The sequence below is a fragment of the Paraburkholderia sp. MM5482-R2 genome (assembly GCF_050436125.1).
GTDB lineage: Bacteria > Pseudomonadota > Gammaproteobacteria > Burkholderiales > Burkholderiaceae > Paraburkholderia > Paraburkholderia tuberum.
Window position 1 is genome coordinate 2,297,621 of sequence record NZ_JBNDLP010000002.1, and the last position, 15,603, is coordinate 2,313,223.

The following is a 15,603-nucleotide window of genomic DNA, read 5'->3' on the forward strand; positions in this document are numbered from 1 at the left end:
AGCGATGGGAGCAGGTTGTGCTTGAAAGTTATCTTTTGGCCGCAGGCGTTGGCGGTATTCTCTGCGCACTCGCGACGGGAATTTTTTATCGTCGCAAGCTTCGCGCGGGTGCGCAGGCGCAGCGTGTCGACGCGCTCGCGCGGCAGGCCCTCGAGCAGCAACTCGACGCGGCGAGCAGGCTCGGCGAGCAGGCCGACAGCGAGCGCGCCACACTGGAGTCGATGCTCGCCGATCTGCGCGCGCAAGCCGGGCAGTGCGCGCACGATCGCGAAGCGTTGCAGGCGTCGCTCGACGCCGCGAGTTCGCGAAGCGACGAATGGCTGCAGCATGCGACGCGGATCGCGCACGAGGCGGGCCGTCTGAAGACGCTGACCATCACGTTCGAGCGTTGGCACGAGCAGATGATTTCGCTGATGTCGCAGAACCGCGACATGCACAAGAAGAATCAGGAGCTGTCGTCGATCGTGCAGCACGTGCTGATCGTTTCGCTGAATGCGTCGATCGAAGCGGCGCGCGCCGGCAGCGCGGGTCGCGGCTTTTCGATCGTCGCGGGCGAAGTGCGCTCGCTGGCGTCGCGCTCGCAGGAGTTGTCGAAGAGCTATCGCGAGAGCCTGCATCGCAACGACCTGACGACGGCGGCGACGTTCCAGGACATCCAGGCCGGCGGCAAGATGATCACGGCGTCGCTCGGCGGCGTCGAAGTGCTGGCGACCCAGTTCCAATCCCGGCTCGAGCAGGCCGCGGCGTGATTACCGATCAGGCGAAGCAAAGCATCGCGGACATCTTCTGTCACGCGGCCCGCGCGAGATTGCCCGCGACGCCGGGCGATTCGTGCGAGATCACGGCGGTTCCGAGGTGGGATCGCGATCATCCGGCCGGACCTTGCGCGATGGCGTTGACGATCTCGTCGATCGGCTTTCGTCTGCTGTTCGTGCTGCATTTCGGCAAGGACGACGCGACGCACGCCTACTACGTCAGCGGCGACACGACGCGTTCGCTGTCGGAAACGCTGATGGAACTCGGCAACCTGTGCTGCGGCTACATGAACCAGCAACTGGTCAATCATTTCCCCGATCTTGGCATGTCGACGCCGTATGAATTGAACAGCGCCTGTGTCGAGTATCTGGACGAGTTGCGGCCAGATCACGTGTGGGCGTACGAGCTGACGATCGGCGGTGCGGCCCGGCTGGGTGTCACGTTATGTCTATGCGCGCAGGCGCCCCTCGATTTCAAGGCTGAACTCGCCACGGCCGACGAGGCGGAAGGCGAACTCGAACTTTTCTAGCCCCTCAACACTGCATTCGCAGACTGAAACACGATGAATACCAGCAAGCCCGTCAGCAAGGTGCTCGTGCTCGACGACTGTCCGGCACACGCGCAAGCGCTGAAGCTCTTTTTCGACGAACACAACCTGATCGCACTGAAGGTGCGCGACAGCAACCGCCTCGGCTCGGTACTGGCCACCAATATCGATCTCGGCGGCGTTCTGCTGGCGGATAACTACGGCGGATCGGTCGAGCAGGCGGCGACGACCGCCGCGCGCATCAATGCCTTGCGCCCCGAACTGCCGGTGATCCTGCGTTCGAGCGGCCATGCGCCGCTCGAACGGCTTCCGAAGCCGTTGACGAACGCGGCATGCGCGCATTTCAATGCCGCTGATCTGACGGCGCTGCGTGAAGCCGTCGACCAATACATCTTCAGCCTCGACTTCCCGAACGCGCTCGTGCGCGGTATCGCGGAGATCACTGAAGCGCGGCTCGCCAAGTTGTTCGACGGCGTCACGGTGCAACGCGACACGCCCAGTATCGTGCGCGATCGAATCATCTTCGGCGAGGTCTTCAGCCTGATTCCGCTCGAAGGCAACTGGTGTCGCGGTTATATGTTGATGCAGGCCGAAGAGGAGCCGCTGCTCGGCATGATCGATCGCGATCGCGCGGCACGCGAGCCCGACATGGGCGCGGGGCAACCGGGCTTTCGCGATCTGAACGACGTGCTCGGCGAATTGACCAATCTGATCTGGGGGGCATTCAAGGACCGCTTTCTCGGTCAGCAGAACGCTCGCGATGCAAGTCAGGTGCAGGTGCAGGTGCCACTGCTGGTCAATCACAAGCATCGCTACATCTCGTTCGGCTCGGACAATCCGCAGTTGCGGTTTCAATATCGATTGAGCGACGCCGCGAGCGGACAGTCGGTGTCGATCGACCAGCGCTTCGTTTTCAACCTGAGCTGGTCACCCGAAGATTTTTCTGAAAACGCGGTGGATGTCGACGATCTCGTCGAGTCCGGCGAACTCGATCTGTTTTGATACGACGCGTCGGTGACGCAAGGGAATGGTTATGGCAAAGATTCTGGTGGTGGACGATTCGAGCACGGTACGCGATGAAGTCGCGGGTTTTCTGGCGAAAAACGGTCTCGACGTCGCGACGGCCATCGACGGCAAGGATGGCCTTGCGAAGCTGAAAACGGATTCGAATATCCGCCTGATCGTCAGCGACGTGAACATGCCGAATATGGACGGCCTGACGATGGTCGAAAAAATCCGCGGCGAACTCGCGAACAAGACCGTCAACGTGATCATGCTGACGACCGAAAGCAGCCCCGCGATGAAGGAGCGCGGCAAGGCCGCCGGCGTGAAGGGCTGGATCGTCAAGCCGTTCAAGGGCGATGCGGTGCTGGAGACGTTCCGGAAACTGGCGGGTTGACGGGGCAGTGTGCGGCGAGCGCCGCCGCACACGGATGCCGGGTTAGAACGTCTCGTGGTGCTCGTTGCGCGCGATGTCCGCCTGCACCATCATCTGGCAAAGCTGCTCGAGCGAGGTTTGCGGTTGCCAGCCGAGCGTGTCGCGCGCCTTGTCCGCGCAGCCGATCAGCAGGTCCACTTCGGCCGGCCGATAGAACTTCGGATTGACTCGCACGAGCGTCTTGCCGGTCGCGACGTCGATGCCGGTCTCGCGCTCGTCCTTGCCCGACCATTCCAGCTGATAGCCGGCCGCCGTGAACGCCATGCGCACGAAATCGCGAACCGTTTCGGTGCGGCCGGTCGCGAGCACGAAGGTGTCGGGCGCGTCGGCCTGCAGCATGCGCCACATGCCCTCGACGTATTCGAGTGCGAAGCCCCAGTCGCGCTGCGCGCTCAGGTTGCCGAGTTCGAGCACGTCCTGCTTGCCGAGCTTGATCTTCGCGACCGTGTCCGAGATCTTGCGCGTGACGAATTCGCGGCCACGTAGCGGCGATTCGTGATTGAACAGAATGCCGCTGCTCGCGAACAGGTCGTACGACTCGCGATAGTTGATCGTCGACCAGTGCGCGAACAGCTTCGCGACGCCATACGGGCTGCGCGGATAGAACGGCGTGCTTTCGCGTTGCGGCACCGCCTGCACGAGGCCGAACATCTCGGAGGTCGACGCCTGGTAGAAGCGTGTCTTCGGGCTCAGGATACGCAGGCCTTCGAGCAGATTCAGCGCGCCGACGCCGGTCACTTCGGCGGTGGTCACCGGCTGGTCGAACGACACGCCGACGAAGCTCTGCGCGGCGAGGTTGTACAGCTCGTCGGCCTGCGTGCCGTCGAGCAGACGCAGCGTCGAGCCGAGGTCGGTGAGGTCGTGTTCGACGAGACGCAGATTCGGATGATCGAGCACGCCAAGCTCACGCATGCGCCAGAAGTTGACCGAACTCGTGCGCCGGTAGGTGCCGGTCACGTGATAGCCCTTGTCGAGCAGCAGCCGGGTCAGATAGGCGCCGTCCTGTCCGGATACGCCGGTGATGATCGCTTTGCGTGGTTGGCTCATAGCTTGCCTTCTAGTTTGTGGGAGAAAAGAGAACGGAACGCGCCTAAGGGCCTGGCTCAATGCGCGTTGTCCAGCAGCCGCCGCACCAACGGTTCGACGACCCGATAATCCTGTTCGGCCTTCAGCCGGTACAACTGCGGCTTTGGATGCGCGCCGTCCGACATCAGCGACTTCCAGTCGGGCAGGCTGCTCACATACGCGTATTGATCGACGAGCGGCACCTGCTGTTCGGCGGCCACGCGTCGCGTCATCGCTATCATCGCGGCGAGCCGTGCGTTGAGCCGGTCATCGGGCATCGGGTTCGAGGTCTGCAAGACAGGCTCCTTGCCGAGCGCTCGCGCGGTTTGCACGAGCGACGTCTCGGCCGCGTAAAACTGCTCGGGCGTCTGGTTGTGCATCACTTCGTTGATGCCGTAGTTGATCAACACGATCCGCGCGGGCGAGGCGGCGAGACGTTCGCGCCACGGCAGTCCCGCCGTCGGCCCCGCGCGACGATTGCCGGTGCCGTCGCGCAACTGCCAGGCCATCGTGCCGCCGACGCCGTAGTTCGTGACGCGCACGCGCTCGCCGTCATGCGCCTGCAACGCTTGCTGCAGAAACGTGACGGCGTTGCGGGCTTGCGGGCCGCAGTGGCCATCGCTGCAGGTGATGCCGAGCGTGGTCGAGTCGCCGTAAGCGTCGATCAGCAGTTGCGTCGGCGATGACATTGCCGGCTCGGCCACGGCCGCGCGCGTTGCCGGCGCGATCAGCATCAGCGCCGACACGACACCCAGCACGTGGGCAGCAACAACGGCCTGGCGGCTCATGCGCGGCCTTGCGGTGCTTGCCGTGCAACGTTGGCACCGGCGCGGGTCGTCGCTCTCGACCCGCGCGCGCCGAAAATCAGGCGCTTCTCGAATGCGAACCACGTGATGCTCGCGTACACGAGCGTGATAGCGAGCGCGATCGCGGCGCTCAGATAGCGATTCAGATGCAGCGGCCACACCATGTACAGCACGCTCAGGTGGATCAGATAGATCGTGTAGCTGATGGTGCCGATATAAACGAGCACGCGATTGCACAACAGCCGCTTCACGATGCCCTTGCTCTGCAGCGCGATCACGACGATCGATGTGCACAGCACCAGCGACACGCTATACAGCCCGGCATTCGACAACGGCGTATTCGCTGCGCGAAAACGCGGGTAGTGCAGATGCAGCCATGCCAGCACCGCGAGCGCAGCCAGAGCGCCGAGCACCGCGAGTCCCTTGAACGGTTCGAGCGCATTGCGATCGCGCCGCACGGCAACCGCGAGCAGCGCGCCGGCCGCGAGCAGATCCATGCGGAACGGCGTCAGGTAGTAGATCGGCCAGAACGAATCGAACCACGGTGTCGCGAGCGCGCGCAGCAGCGGCACCAGAACGATCAGCGCGGCCGCCACCAGCCCAAGCAGACGCTCGGGCACGAGCAGGATCACGAACGGCCAGAAGATATAAAACTGCTCCTCGACCGCGAGCGACCACAGCACGTTGAGGCTGTCATGACCGCTTTGATTGAGCGCATCGCCGATATTGGTCGCGAAGAACGCGTACCAGTACCAGTGCTGCGCCCACGCGAGGCCGAACAGCAGCGACGACACGGCCATCAGCAGCAGGTACGGCGGCAGGATGCGGCGCGCGCGCCGCGCATAGAAATAGCTGAAATACGACTGCTGGCGCGACTTGCGATCGAGCAGGATGCCGCTGATCAGAAAGCCGCTCAAAACGAAGAACAGATCGACGCCCATCCATAGCGGCGCTTTCAACGCGTGCTGCGCGAACACCGCGAGCACGGCGATCGCGCGCAGACCGTCGAGCTGCACGATGCGGGAATGGGAGGGCGCGAGGGGCAATGCGCTGGCTGTCATGAACCGTCCATGGTGTAAAGCGGATGAGCCGGGCGAAGCGCCGCGCGGTTCGCCACGGATTGCCAGCGAACAGGCGCGCGCTTCGCGTCGCAACTGAAGTGCAATCGATTCTAGGGAAAAGAAACTCGAGAAAAAACCCGTTGGAATGGGCTAATTGAATCAGATTGAAACAGGGTATTTCTTTGGCCATTCCCGAAAGATTTATATGTTTATGTGGTGAGCATCGGGCAATCCGTAATAAATGCGCATTGCGTGATATCACATCGGTAGGAACGGGGGATCGTCGCGACAGAGGCGACTGACGGCGAGGCTTGCGCTTTTATCGATTTTAAAAATCGTTTCTTTTGCGACGTATAAGCGGACGAATATTTTTGAATTATTTTCGATTTTCATCACCGCATTTTTTCCGCGTAACTTAGCCGTGCGGACGGCTGCCTTCAGGCGCCGCGCTTCAATCGGTTGCGCTTCGTTTCGCTTTGCCACATCACTGAATTTCGCCCCGAGCGGGCGCAGGTCCGCGTGCATCGCGTTGACCGGACATCGACTGGAGGTTCCGCCTTGCGCCGTATCACGTTCAAAAGCTGGTTCGCCCTGACAGCCTGCGCTGCCGGCGTCGTCGCCGCATTGGCCAGTCTGCCGGCTCGCGCCGAAACCGCTTTGAACGCGAAGACCTCATGGATCGGCAACAGCTTCGGCTTTGGCGATGGCACATGGACGCAGATCGATATCACCGCGATCGCGGTCACGCCCGACGGCAAGGTCTATACGAACGCGCCGTGGGACGAAAGCGGCGCTGAAGCGAGCGTCTATCAGGACGGCAAGATGCTCGGCTTCGCGGGCGGCACGCATGGCTGGGGCAACGCCGGCGGCAATGCGATCGCGGTCAACCGGAAGTATGCGTTCGTCGCGATCGCGGTCGGCAATGAAAAGGGACGCCTGGTCGAGCCGGGCGTGTGGCCGGACAAGGGTAAGCAATGGTTTGGTATCTCGCGGCGCCTGATCGACGAGCCGAAGCGCGTGGCACCGTTTCAGCCCGCGGCTAAAAACGCGGACCCGCACGCGCAGCTCGCGGCCGGCTTTCTGATGATGAACGAAGTGCCGACCGGCACGAACGCCGAGATCGGCGGGCTCGCCGCGAACGACACGACGCTGTTCGCGGCCAATACCGCGCGCAATCGCATCGAAGTCTACGATGCCGAATCGATGCAGCAGAAAGCAACGTGGAACGTGCACGAGCCTGGACGTATCGCGCTCGCGCCCGACGGCACGCTATGGGTGCTCAGCGGCACGCGCGGCGATCGCGCGCCGGGTATCGGGCATTACACGGCGACCGGTCAGCGCATCGACGAGACCATCACGCTGCCGGCCGATACGGTCGCGGTCGGCCTCGCCGTCGATGCGCAAGGCCGCCTCCTGATCGCCGATAACGGTCCGCGCCAGCAGGTGCTGTTTTTCACGAAGCGCGACGGCCGCTACACGGAGTCGGGCACGCTCGGCGAGCGCGGCGGCATTTTCAGCGGCGTCGCGGGCAAGCCCGGACCATTGCGATTCAACGGGTTGACCGGCGTGGGTGTCGATGCGCGCGGCAACGTGTACGTGTCGACCAATGGCATCGGTCCGCGTTACGAGCCGATCGGCGCGGGCCTCGGCGCGACGCTCGAAAGTTATGCGCCGAACGGCAAGCGCAACTGGCAGGTCGAGGGGCTGCTGTTCGTCGACGGCGCGTGGATCGATCCGGCCCGGCCCGACAGCGTCTATACCGGCAACAAGCGCTTCGAACTCGATTTGTCGAAGCCGTCCGGACAGGACTGGAAATACGCGGGGTTCCTGTCGAATCGGTTCAAGTACCCGGACGATCCGGTGTTCCATACCGACCAGTATCCGGGTCTGCCGATCGCGCGGCGGTTGAAGGGGCACACGTTCCTCTATCTGACCGACATGTATGCGGATCATCTGAAGATCTATCGCTTCGATCCGCAGCATGACGGCGAGACCGCGATTCCCTCGGGATTTATCGCAGGTCGCGAGCGCGCGGTCGCGAAGGTGCCGAATGCACCGCCGGGCGGTGACTGGATCTGGCGCGACACGAATGGCGACGGGCGTTTCGATCGCGACGAATACACGCCGAACACGAGCGGCACGAAGCTCGCGGGAGGCTGGGGCTGGTGGGTCGACATGGCCGGCGACATCTGGCGTACCCGGGATACGAAGGGCATCTATCGCTTCCGTTTCGGCGGACTCGATGCGAAGGGCAACCCGGTCTACTCGTACTCGAACCTGACGCAGTACCCGGTGCCGGCACCGTTCAGCGAACTGCATCGCGCGATCTATGAACCGGACACGGACACGATGTACGTGAGCGGCTATACGGCCGATATGCCGACCGCGCAGGGCTTCTGGAAGGAAGTGGGGCGCGTGCTGGTGCGCTATGACAAGTGGTCGAGCGGCAAGCCGGTGCAGCGCTACGCGATCACGCTGCCGTGGCAGACGCAGAGCAAGCCCATTGCGACGATCATCGGCGTCACGGTCGAGGGGCAATACGTGTTCGGCGTCGAGCCGGTCGGCGCGGTGCACGTGTGGGACAAGGACAGCGGCAAGGAACTCGGCGTGATCCGGCCGGGCCCCGAAGTGGGCCGCGCGTCGGGTTGGGTCGACGTGCCGAACGGTATCAGCGCGACGAAGCGCGGCGATGGCGAGTACCTCGTCTTCGTCGAGGAAGACGCGCGCGGCAAGGTGCTGATGTATCGCTGGAAGCCTTGAAGTGCGTTGGCCGCGCTGACGCAGCCCCGCACGCAATCTAACCGCAAAACCGAAGGGATTCGATGGACAAAGGCATTCTCAGGAACGTGGCGATCAATTTTTTCGGGCTCGTGCTGCCGACGTTCGTGTCGCTCGTGACCGTGCCGTCGTATATCCGGCTGCTCGGCGTGGAGCGCTACGGTGTGATCAGTCTCGTGTGGACGCTGATCGGCTACTTCGGGATTCTCGATCTCGGCATGAGCATGGCCGCGCAGAACCATATTTCGAAGGCGCGCGCGTCGGGCGATCAGGAGGAAAGCGCGCGCGTGTTCTGGAGCGCGACGTGGCTCAATCTGACGACCGGCGTGGTGGGCGGTCTGATCATCTACTTCGGCGCGTTCCTGTACACCGCGTATTTCACGAAGGTATCGCCCGAGTTGCAGCACGAAGTCTATATGGCGCTGCCGTGGCTCGCGGTCGCGATTCCGATCGCGAACGTGTCGTGGGTGTTCGCGGGCGCGATCAACGGCGCGGAACGCTTCGGCGTCTACAACACGAACCAGACGATCGGCACGTTCCTGTTCCAGCTGCTGCCGCTCGGTGCCGCGTGGTGGCTCGGCGCGACTTTGCAGAACGTACTCGCCGCGGCAGTCGTCGCGCGGATTCTCGCGGCGTTGCTGCTCGGCCGCTACGCGCTGAAAGTGCTTGAAATACGCAGCATTCAGCCGCCGCGGCTCGGCGTCGCAAAGGGGCTGTTCAACTTCGGCGGCTGGATGCTGATCGCGAGCGTGACGACGATGGTCGCCGATTCGCTCGATCGCGTCATGCTCGGTTCACGGCTCGGCGCGCGTTTCGTCACGTACTACACGGTGCCGCAGAACCTCGTCACGCGTCTGAACATCGTGCCGACCGCGCTGGTACGCACGCTGTTTCCGCGGCTTTCCGCAGTCGGCCGCGCCGACGCCGACACGATCACGCAGCAATCGCTCGAATTTCTGAACGGCGTGTTCACGCCGGTCGCGCTCGTCGCGATGCTGGTGCTCGAACCGTTCCTGCATCTGTGGGTCGGCAACGAGATCGCGACGGTCGCGGCGCCCGTGGGCCGCATCATGATCGTCGCCGTGTGGCTCGTCGGCCAGGCGAACGTGACGCGCATCCTGATTCAGTCGCAGGTCAATCCAGCCACCGCCGCGCGCATCGGCCTCGTCGAGTTGCCGCTTTTCGCCGGCGCGTTGTGGCTCGGTATCACGCATTTCGGGCTGACGGGCGCGGCGGTCGCGGTCGCTGCCCGCGCGCTGTTCGACTACGCGGTGCTGCTGCGTTTCGCCGCGATCCGCGCGCGCCAGATCGTGCTCGACATGCTCGCTCATCTCACCTTCCTGCTCGCCAGCCTGTGGCTCGCCAGCTTCCTGCCGAGCCTCGCGCTCGCGATCGCCGCCGGTGTGCTGATGGTCGGCGCGAACGTCGCGTGGTCGATCACGATGACGCCCGCCTTGCGCAATCTTGCGCGTTCACTGCTATTGCGACTGAATCCGAGGAAAAGCGCATGAATCATGACGTCCTTGAAAAAAAACTGTTGAGGCCCGCGACGCGCAGCGCGCTCGACGAACTGACGAGCGTGCCCGGCATCCAGCCGGCACCGCGCCGTACCGCGCCGCGCGCGAGCAAAAGCGTGCGCATCGCGATCGTGCACGACTGGCTCGTCACCTACGCGGGCGCGGAGAAAGTGCTCGAGCAGATCATCGCGTGCTTTCCCGATGCGGACCTGTTCAGCCTCGTGGACTTTCTCGACGATCGCAGCTTCCTGCGCGGCAAGCCGGTGACGACGTCGTTCATCCAGAAGTTGCCGCTCGCGCGCAGCAAGTACCGCTCGTATCTGCCGCTGATGCCGCTCGCGATCGAGCAACTCGACGTGTCGGCGTACGACGTCGTGATCTCGAGCAGTCACGCGGTCGCCAAGGGCATTCTGACCGGTCCCGATCAGGTGCATATCAGCTACGTGCATTCGCCGATCCGCTATGCGTGGGATTTGCAGCATCAGTATCTGCAGCAGTCGAAGCTGACCAACGGCCCGAAGTCGGCGCTGGCGCGGCTGATTCTGCATTACATGCGCAACTGGGATATCCGCACGTCCAACTCGGTCGACGGCTTCGTCGCGAACTCGGCGTTCATCGCGCGACGCATCAAGAAGGTGTATCAGCGCGACGCGCAGGTGATCTTCCCGCCGGTCGATGTCGAGGCGTTCACGCTGTGCACGCAGAAGCAAGACTTTTATCTGACCGCCTCGCGCATGGTGCCGTACAAGAAAATCGATCTGATCGTCGAGGCGTTCGCGCGGATGCCCGAGCGCAAGCTCGTCGTGATCGGCGACGGACCCGACATGGCGAAGATCCGCGCGAAGGCGGGGCCGAACGTCGAGATCATGGGCTATCAACCGTTCGAGGTGCTGAAGGACCGCATGAGCCGCGCGAAGGCATTCGTGTTCGCGGCCGAAGAGGACTTCGGCATTTCGGTGGTCGAGGCGCAGGCTTGCGGCACGCCGGTGATCGCGTACGGCAAGGGCGGGGCGCTCGAAACGGTGCGCGATCTGTCGGAGCCGAAGCCGACCGGCATGTTCTTCGATGAACAGGATACCGACTCGATCATCGCTGCCGTGAATCGTTTCGACGAGCTTCGGCACCGGTTCCTGCCGGAGAATTGCCGCGGCAACGCCGAGCAGTTTTCGGCCGCGCATTTCCGCGAGCGCTTTTTCTCGCAGGTGCGCGCGGCGGTGCCCGCGTTGCGCACGGCGACGCTGCCGGCCTATACGCCGTATCGGCCGGCCGTGCAGGGCGCCGCGAACGTGCCGCGCATTCTTGCCGTCGATCAGAGCGGCGTGCTCGGCGGCGCCGAACTGTCGCTGCTCGAAATCGTCAAGGCGCTGCGCTCGCGCATGGAGGTCGTGCTGTTCGACGACGGGCCGTTCAACACCGCACTCGCGAAAACCGGCGTCGAGGTCACTGTACTCGATGCCGGCGCGCTCAAAAATGTGCGCAAGCAGGGCGGTTCGATGCCGAAAGGTCAGGCGTTGAAGGGACTCATCTCACTCGTGCGTGCCACCGCGAAACGCGCGCGCAAGGTGGATGTGATCTACGCGAACACCCAGCGTGCGATGGTGATCGGCGCCGTGGCCGGCAAGCTCGCGAGACGGCCGGTGGTCTGGCATTTGCGCGACATCGTCAGCGCCGAGCATTTCGGCGGCAAGCAGCTTGCGATCATCAAGTGGTGCGCGCGGCTCGGCCTCACGCACGTGATCGCCAATTCGGCTGCGTCGGCGCAGGCGTTTGCGAAGCTCACGCGGTTCGACAGCAAGCGCATCGACGTCGTGTTCAACGGGATCGCCGCGGAACCGTTCGACGCATTGCGCACGGTGTCGCAAGCGGTGCTGCGCGAGCGCCTGAGTCTGCCGCGCGACGCGTTTCTCGTCGGCTCGTTCAGCCGGCTTGCGCGTTGGAAGGGGCAACATGTGCTGCTCGAAGCGATGGTGCTCAATCCGCAGATGCATGCGGTGCTGGTCGGCGCGGCGCTGTTCGGCGAGGACCAGTACGAGAGCGAACTGCGCGCCTTCGTCGCCGCGCACAAGCTTGGCGAGCGTGTGCATTTTCTCGGCTTCCAGCACGATATTCCGGCCTGCATGTGCGCGGTCGACGCGGTCGTGCATACGTCGATCACCCCGGAGCCGTTCGGTCGCGTGATCGTCGAGGGGATGCTCGCGCAGCGGCCGGTCGTGGCGTCGCGCGCAGGCGGCGTGGTCGAAATCATCGACGACTACGAGAACGGCGTGCTGTGTACGCCGGGAGACGCGCATGCGCTAGCCGATACGCTCGCCGAATTGCGCTCGAACGGCGACTTGCGCGACAAACTGGTCAGGAACGGCTATCGGACCGCGCAGGAGCGCTTCGGCACGCGCAGCTATGTGGATGGGGTTGCGCAGATTCTGACCGGCGTGGCAGCGCGGTGACGAGGTGATTTTTACGCGAGGATAGACGAGGGCTTGGCCAGTCCTTGCTTGGCGTAGCGGAGCGAAAGTCTCGAACGACTTTCGCTCCGTTTTTTTTATTCCTCGCGCAGCGACAGGTTGATTACTCGCTCAGAAGGCGCTTGAGTTCGTCAAGGAATGAAGCAGTAGTGTGGCCCCACAGATTGGGATCAATCCCTGCGCCGTAATCTCTTTCGAACGCAGAATCGAGGTCGGACGGATGCTCATTCATGAATGAATTTATTTCATCAACTATTTCCTTTTGATATTCCAGTGGGCTATCATTTCTATAGCATGAGACAATTTCAGGGATTGTGTTTCCCCACAAATCAAAATCCTCATTGAAATACGCACCGAAAAGCTCGTACATTCTAGGGTAGCGATCTGATAGCATTGGCTATCCTTAGCCCACGTGGGCGGTAAATATGTAATACGGCATATTATTATATTCCTGAAACTTCAAAATTACGGTGACTTCGTTCATCTTGGTCAGTTCGTTGGTTTTTCTCGTTACCCCGTATCCTATATCGCCACAAACCTTCTTGACCAATGTAAGGGGAATGCGGTTTTTCGGAGATTGTATCCAGCTCTGTATTTTCAAGGCATTTGAGTTCATTACATCAGATATCGCCAACTCTGCCACCTGAAGATTATAAAACGATGAAACAACCCTTTTTTGGGGTTCCCGTTTAAGGCGTTCCCGTAGCCATGCCTCGTCCTTCTCAACATGCTTCAGAATCGTATGCCCGCCAAGCCTTGGATTAATGGCCTTCGCCTCATGCATTTGCAGATTGATCCTGCCCATCGTGACGCTGGCCACGCGTGCAGCCTTGATCGAGCCAGCGAAGCCAAACGGCACGATCATATCAACTGACAGGCCGATCTTGTTTGCCAGGTCAGGACTGGCCTTCATCGCCTCGGCCAGTTTCGTCGTACCTTGCTGGGTCAGCGTGGCCGTATCCCGGCCCGTCCAGATTTGTCGCAAACCTGCCGACGCCGTATCTGAGCCATGCACGCCGAACACAACGCACCCCGCCTTGCTCGCCATCGTCGGTTCGGGCAGCACACACAGAGCCGCCGCCCCGACCATTTCCAATACCCCGCCGACAACCTGCAAACCGCCCCATAGCCGGTTGGAAAGCATTTCGGTGGGGCTGATCGACTGGCGGGAGAGCACCGCCGCCAGTTGAGGCGCACTGAGTACCACTCGCACGGCATCCGGATCGTGTTGATACGACATTACGATGTCCCCTGGAGTTGTTGGGCTACCACGCTAGCAGGCGACTACAGGGAGATGGAATGGGCGACGGATGATTTTAGGGGGCTTTGCCTGTGTCAATCAAACGGCGCGCGGCGAGTGGCGGTCGAAATCGAGACTTCGGCATGCGCGCGAAGCGCCTCAGCCACAAGTTGCCCGCATCAAGCTGGCACGCAGGATTATCCGCGAGCCGCAGCGCGCCGCTGCAATGGATGCAATAGCGCTGATCACGCAGAACACCGGCACACCGGCCGAACCCCGGGCGGCATCGATTCCTGACGGTAAATGTGGCTCAACGCCGCCCTTTTTGTTGAACCGCGATTGCGGAAATATGCATTGAAAATGAGATACGCGAAATCATCGTGAATATTTGTCAAAAAGTCTTAATCTCAAATTAAAGGTGTTGACCGTGGCTGCTTTGGATGATTAATTCGCCGGGTGTGTTCTGGAAAATCAGCAGAGGTCAAATGGAACAACAGAATCAGAAAAGTGCCATGGGCGAGGAAGAGTGCCAAGTTTGCCGTATCACCTATTCAATCTACTCAAACTTCCCGTCAATGCCGTCTGGCGCTGAACGCCGAAACCGGCGAATGGTTTCCGTTCGATAGGTTGAAGTCGTATTCAAACGGTTACGACATGGCCGAAGCCCTCGGTTACGCATGGGCGTGCGATTGTCGCGGACGCTCACGGAATCGTTTCGATCAGCGGTTCACGCTAACGGATGCTGGAGGTAATGCACTCCCTAATACGTATTACACCGCCCAACTTCCATCGGGCGCACTTGTTCACGGCATTACCGATTTGCAGGGACGCACCAAGCGCTATCAGACACATGGTGCGCGATCCATTCACGTCTTTATTGGTCATAGGGAGGCGTAATGCGTGATGCACTGGGAGCAGCACTAACAGATACAAACCCGAATTCACTTGTAATTCTCCAGTCGGACAGGATCGGCAAGCCGTGGAATGTTTCCCAAGCTGGAGTTCAGTTCACTGCGCAGTGGGAGGCCTTTCGGTCGCATTTGTACGATAAGGATGGAGGTGGCGGCGGCGGAAATGCCACGATCGGATACGGACATCTGGTCCATATCGGACCAATATCCGGTGCACCTTCCGAAGCGCTTTACGGAAATGGAATTACCGAACCGCAGGCGCTGAAACTGCTTCATCATGATCTACGCGAAGCCGAGCGAATTGTAAATAGCAGAATTTTTGTTCCGTTGTTTCAGTACGAGTACGATGCGGTTGTTGATTTCATCTTCAATCATAGAAGTGGAAATAACGAGTTTTTCGCGCTCGTTAATACCGGTCATTACGATCAAGCGCCGTCGAAATTTCTGCAATACACAGCGGCGCATGGCAAACACCCACTGGGGTTGGTCAGGCGCCGTCGTGCTGAGGGCCGACTGTTTGCTACGGGGAATTATGATGCGACTCACTAAGATAACGGTTGCAGTGATCCTATCATGCGGCACGTCGGCCGCCTTTGCAGACGCGACTTGCGAGGCATCCGCGCAAACGCGCGATGACTATCTGGCGTGTACAAATGCCGACACGAAAAGCATGCTAAGTGACGCTGAAAAACTCTATCGAAATCTCCACGCCAACGCTAAGGGCGAAGCGCTCGCGGAACTCGCGAAAAATCACAAGCTGTGGGAAGAAAAATTTCAATCCGATTGCAAGTTATTTGGGATGGCATTCAACGACTGGAAAGGCGGTTATATGCCTGATACAGACTTCCAGGTGGCGGCCTGCAGGCAGGATTCGGCAAAACAGAGGCTCGAATTTTATGAATGGTTGTCTTGTCCGGACGATATGGAATCGTCGGAGCATCCGGAATGCTCAACGGTTAAAACGATTCTTGGACGCAAGAAATAAATCGAAATTGAGTTGAGTGCGATCTGTAACGAGAGGG

At 61.2% G+C, this 15,603-nt stretch carries 16 protein-coding genes; 10 read left to right on the plus strand and 6 right to left on the minus strand.

All coding sequences use genetic code 11. The features are described 5' to 3' along the window. Positions 1 to 35 precede the first annotated feature (35 nt). The 4 genes from OKW37_RS13475 to OKW37_RS13490 are packed head-to-tail and all read left to right on the plus strand — an operon-like array spanning position 36 to position 2,702. Positions 36 to 749, plus strand: coding sequence for a methyl-accepting chemotaxis protein (locus tag OKW37_RS13475; RefSeq protein WP_429405961.1), 714 nt, complete (start codon positions 36 to 38; stop codon positions 747 to 749). Then, complete coding sequence (locus tag OKW37_RS13480; RefSeq protein WP_184033607.1) at positions 746 to 1,285, plus strand: hypothetical protein; 540 nt, start codon at positions 746 to 748, stop codon at positions 1,283 to 1,285. Before OKW37_RS13475 ends, OKW37_RS13480 begins: the two co-directional genes overlap by 4 nt. Before the next feature lie 33 nt (positions 1,286 to 1,318). Further along, positions 1,319 to 2,305 carry a chemotaxis protein CheX gene (locus OKW37_RS13485; RefSeq protein ID WP_429405958.1) on the plus strand — a complete coding sequence of 329 codons (987 nt, stop codon included), beginning with the start codon at positions 1,319 to 1,321 and terminating at the stop codon, positions 2,303 to 2,305. A gap of 31 nt (positions 2,306 to 2,336) precedes the next feature. Then, on the plus strand, positions 2,337 to 2,702 hold the full coding sequence (locus OKW37_RS13490; RefSeq protein WP_018418019.1) for a response regulator: 366 nt from the start codon (positions 2,337 to 2,339) through the stop codon (positions 2,700 to 2,702). Between the two features lie 42 nt (positions 2,703 to 2,744). On the opposite strand, the gene gmd is transcribed toward OKW37_RS13490, so the two are convergent. From gmd to OKW37_RS13510, 4 genes are all read right to left on the minus strand, one after another. Then, a complete protein-coding gene (gmd, locus tag OKW37_RS13495) occupies positions 2,745 to 3,788 on the minus strand; it encodes a GDP-mannose 4,6-dehydratase (protein ID WP_090804840.1) in 1,044 nt (347 codons plus the stop codon). Positions 3,789 to 3,844: 56 nt separating this feature from the next. Next, entirely contained in the window at positions 3,845 to 4,594 is a 750-nt protein-coding gene (locus OKW37_RS13500; RefSeq protein WP_429405956.1) for an SGNH/GDSL hydrolase family protein, read from the minus strand. Then, complete coding sequence (locus OKW37_RS13505; protein ID WP_184063451.1) at positions 4,591 to 5,673, minus strand: acyltransferase family protein; 1,083 nt, start codon at positions 5,671 to 5,673, stop codon at positions 4,591 to 4,593. Before OKW37_RS13505 ends, OKW37_RS13500 begins: the two co-directional genes overlap by 4 nt. A gap of 258 nt (positions 5,674 to 5,931) precedes the next feature. Then, a complete protein-coding gene (locus tag OKW37_RS13510) occupies positions 5,932 to 6,198 on the minus strand; it encodes a hypothetical protein (RefSeq protein WP_429405954.1) in 267 nt (88 codons plus the stop codon). Positions 6,199 to 6,231: 33 nt separating this feature from the next. Between OKW37_RS13510 and OKW37_RS13515 the strand changes: the two genes are divergently transcribed. From OKW37_RS13515 to OKW37_RS13525, 3 genes are all read left to right on the plus strand, one after another. After that, entirely contained in the window at positions 6,232 to 8,433 is a 2,202-nt protein-coding gene (locus tag OKW37_RS13515; RefSeq protein WP_429405951.1) for a hypothetical protein, read from the plus strand. 62 nt (positions 8,434 to 8,495) lie between these two features. Beyond that, entirely contained in the window at positions 8,496 to 9,962 is a 1,467-nt protein-coding gene (locus tag OKW37_RS13520; RefSeq protein WP_429405949.1) for a flippase, read from the plus strand. After that, entirely contained in the window at positions 9,959 to 12,412 is a 2,454-nt protein-coding gene (locus OKW37_RS13525) for a glycosyltransferase family 4 protein (protein WP_429405947.1), read from the plus strand. The genes OKW37_RS13520 and OKW37_RS13525 overlap by 4 nt, the downstream gene beginning before the upstream one ends. A gap of 121 nt (positions 12,413 to 12,533) precedes the next feature. Here the strand turns inward: OKW37_RS13525 and OKW37_RS13530 are convergent, their stop codons facing one another. Next, positions 12,534 to 12,824, minus strand: a complete 291-nt coding sequence (locus OKW37_RS13530; protein ID WP_184066600.1) for a contact-dependent growth inhibition system immunity protein — start codon at positions 12,822 to 12,824, stop codon at positions 12,534 to 12,536. Positions 12,825 to 12,833: 9 nt separating this feature from the next. Continuing rightward, positions 12,834 to 13,670 carry an RNase A-like domain-containing protein gene (locus OKW37_RS13535; RefSeq protein WP_429405945.1) on the minus strand — a complete coding sequence of 279 codons (837 nt, stop codon included), beginning with the start codon at positions 13,668 to 13,670 and terminating at the stop codon, positions 12,834 to 12,836. Positions 13,671 to 13,740: 70 nt separating this feature from the next. Here OKW37_RS13535 and OKW37_RS13540 point away from each other — a divergent pair, with 70 nt between their 5' ends. The 3 genes from OKW37_RS13540 (at position 13,741) to OKW37_RS13550 (ending at position 15,566) form a co-directional block, all read left to right on the plus strand. Beyond that, positions 13,741 to 14,028: a hypothetical protein gene (locus tag OKW37_RS13540; protein WP_429405942.1), complete on the plus strand. Its 288-nt coding sequence runs from the start codon at positions 13,741 to 13,743 to the stop codon at positions 14,026 to 14,028. A 538-nt stretch (positions 14,029 to 14,566) separates the two neighbouring features. Further along, a complete protein-coding gene (locus OKW37_RS13545; RefSeq protein WP_429405940.1) occupies positions 14,567 to 15,130 on the plus strand; it encodes a lysozyme in 564 nt (187 codons plus the stop codon). After that, positions 15,117 to 15,566, plus strand: a complete 450-nt coding sequence (locus tag OKW37_RS13550; RefSeq protein WP_429405939.1) for a hypothetical protein — start codon at positions 15,117 to 15,119, stop codon at positions 15,564 to 15,566. Before OKW37_RS13545 ends, OKW37_RS13550 begins: the two co-directional genes overlap by 14 nt. The last annotated feature ends 37 nt before the right edge of the window (positions 15,567 to 15,603 follow it).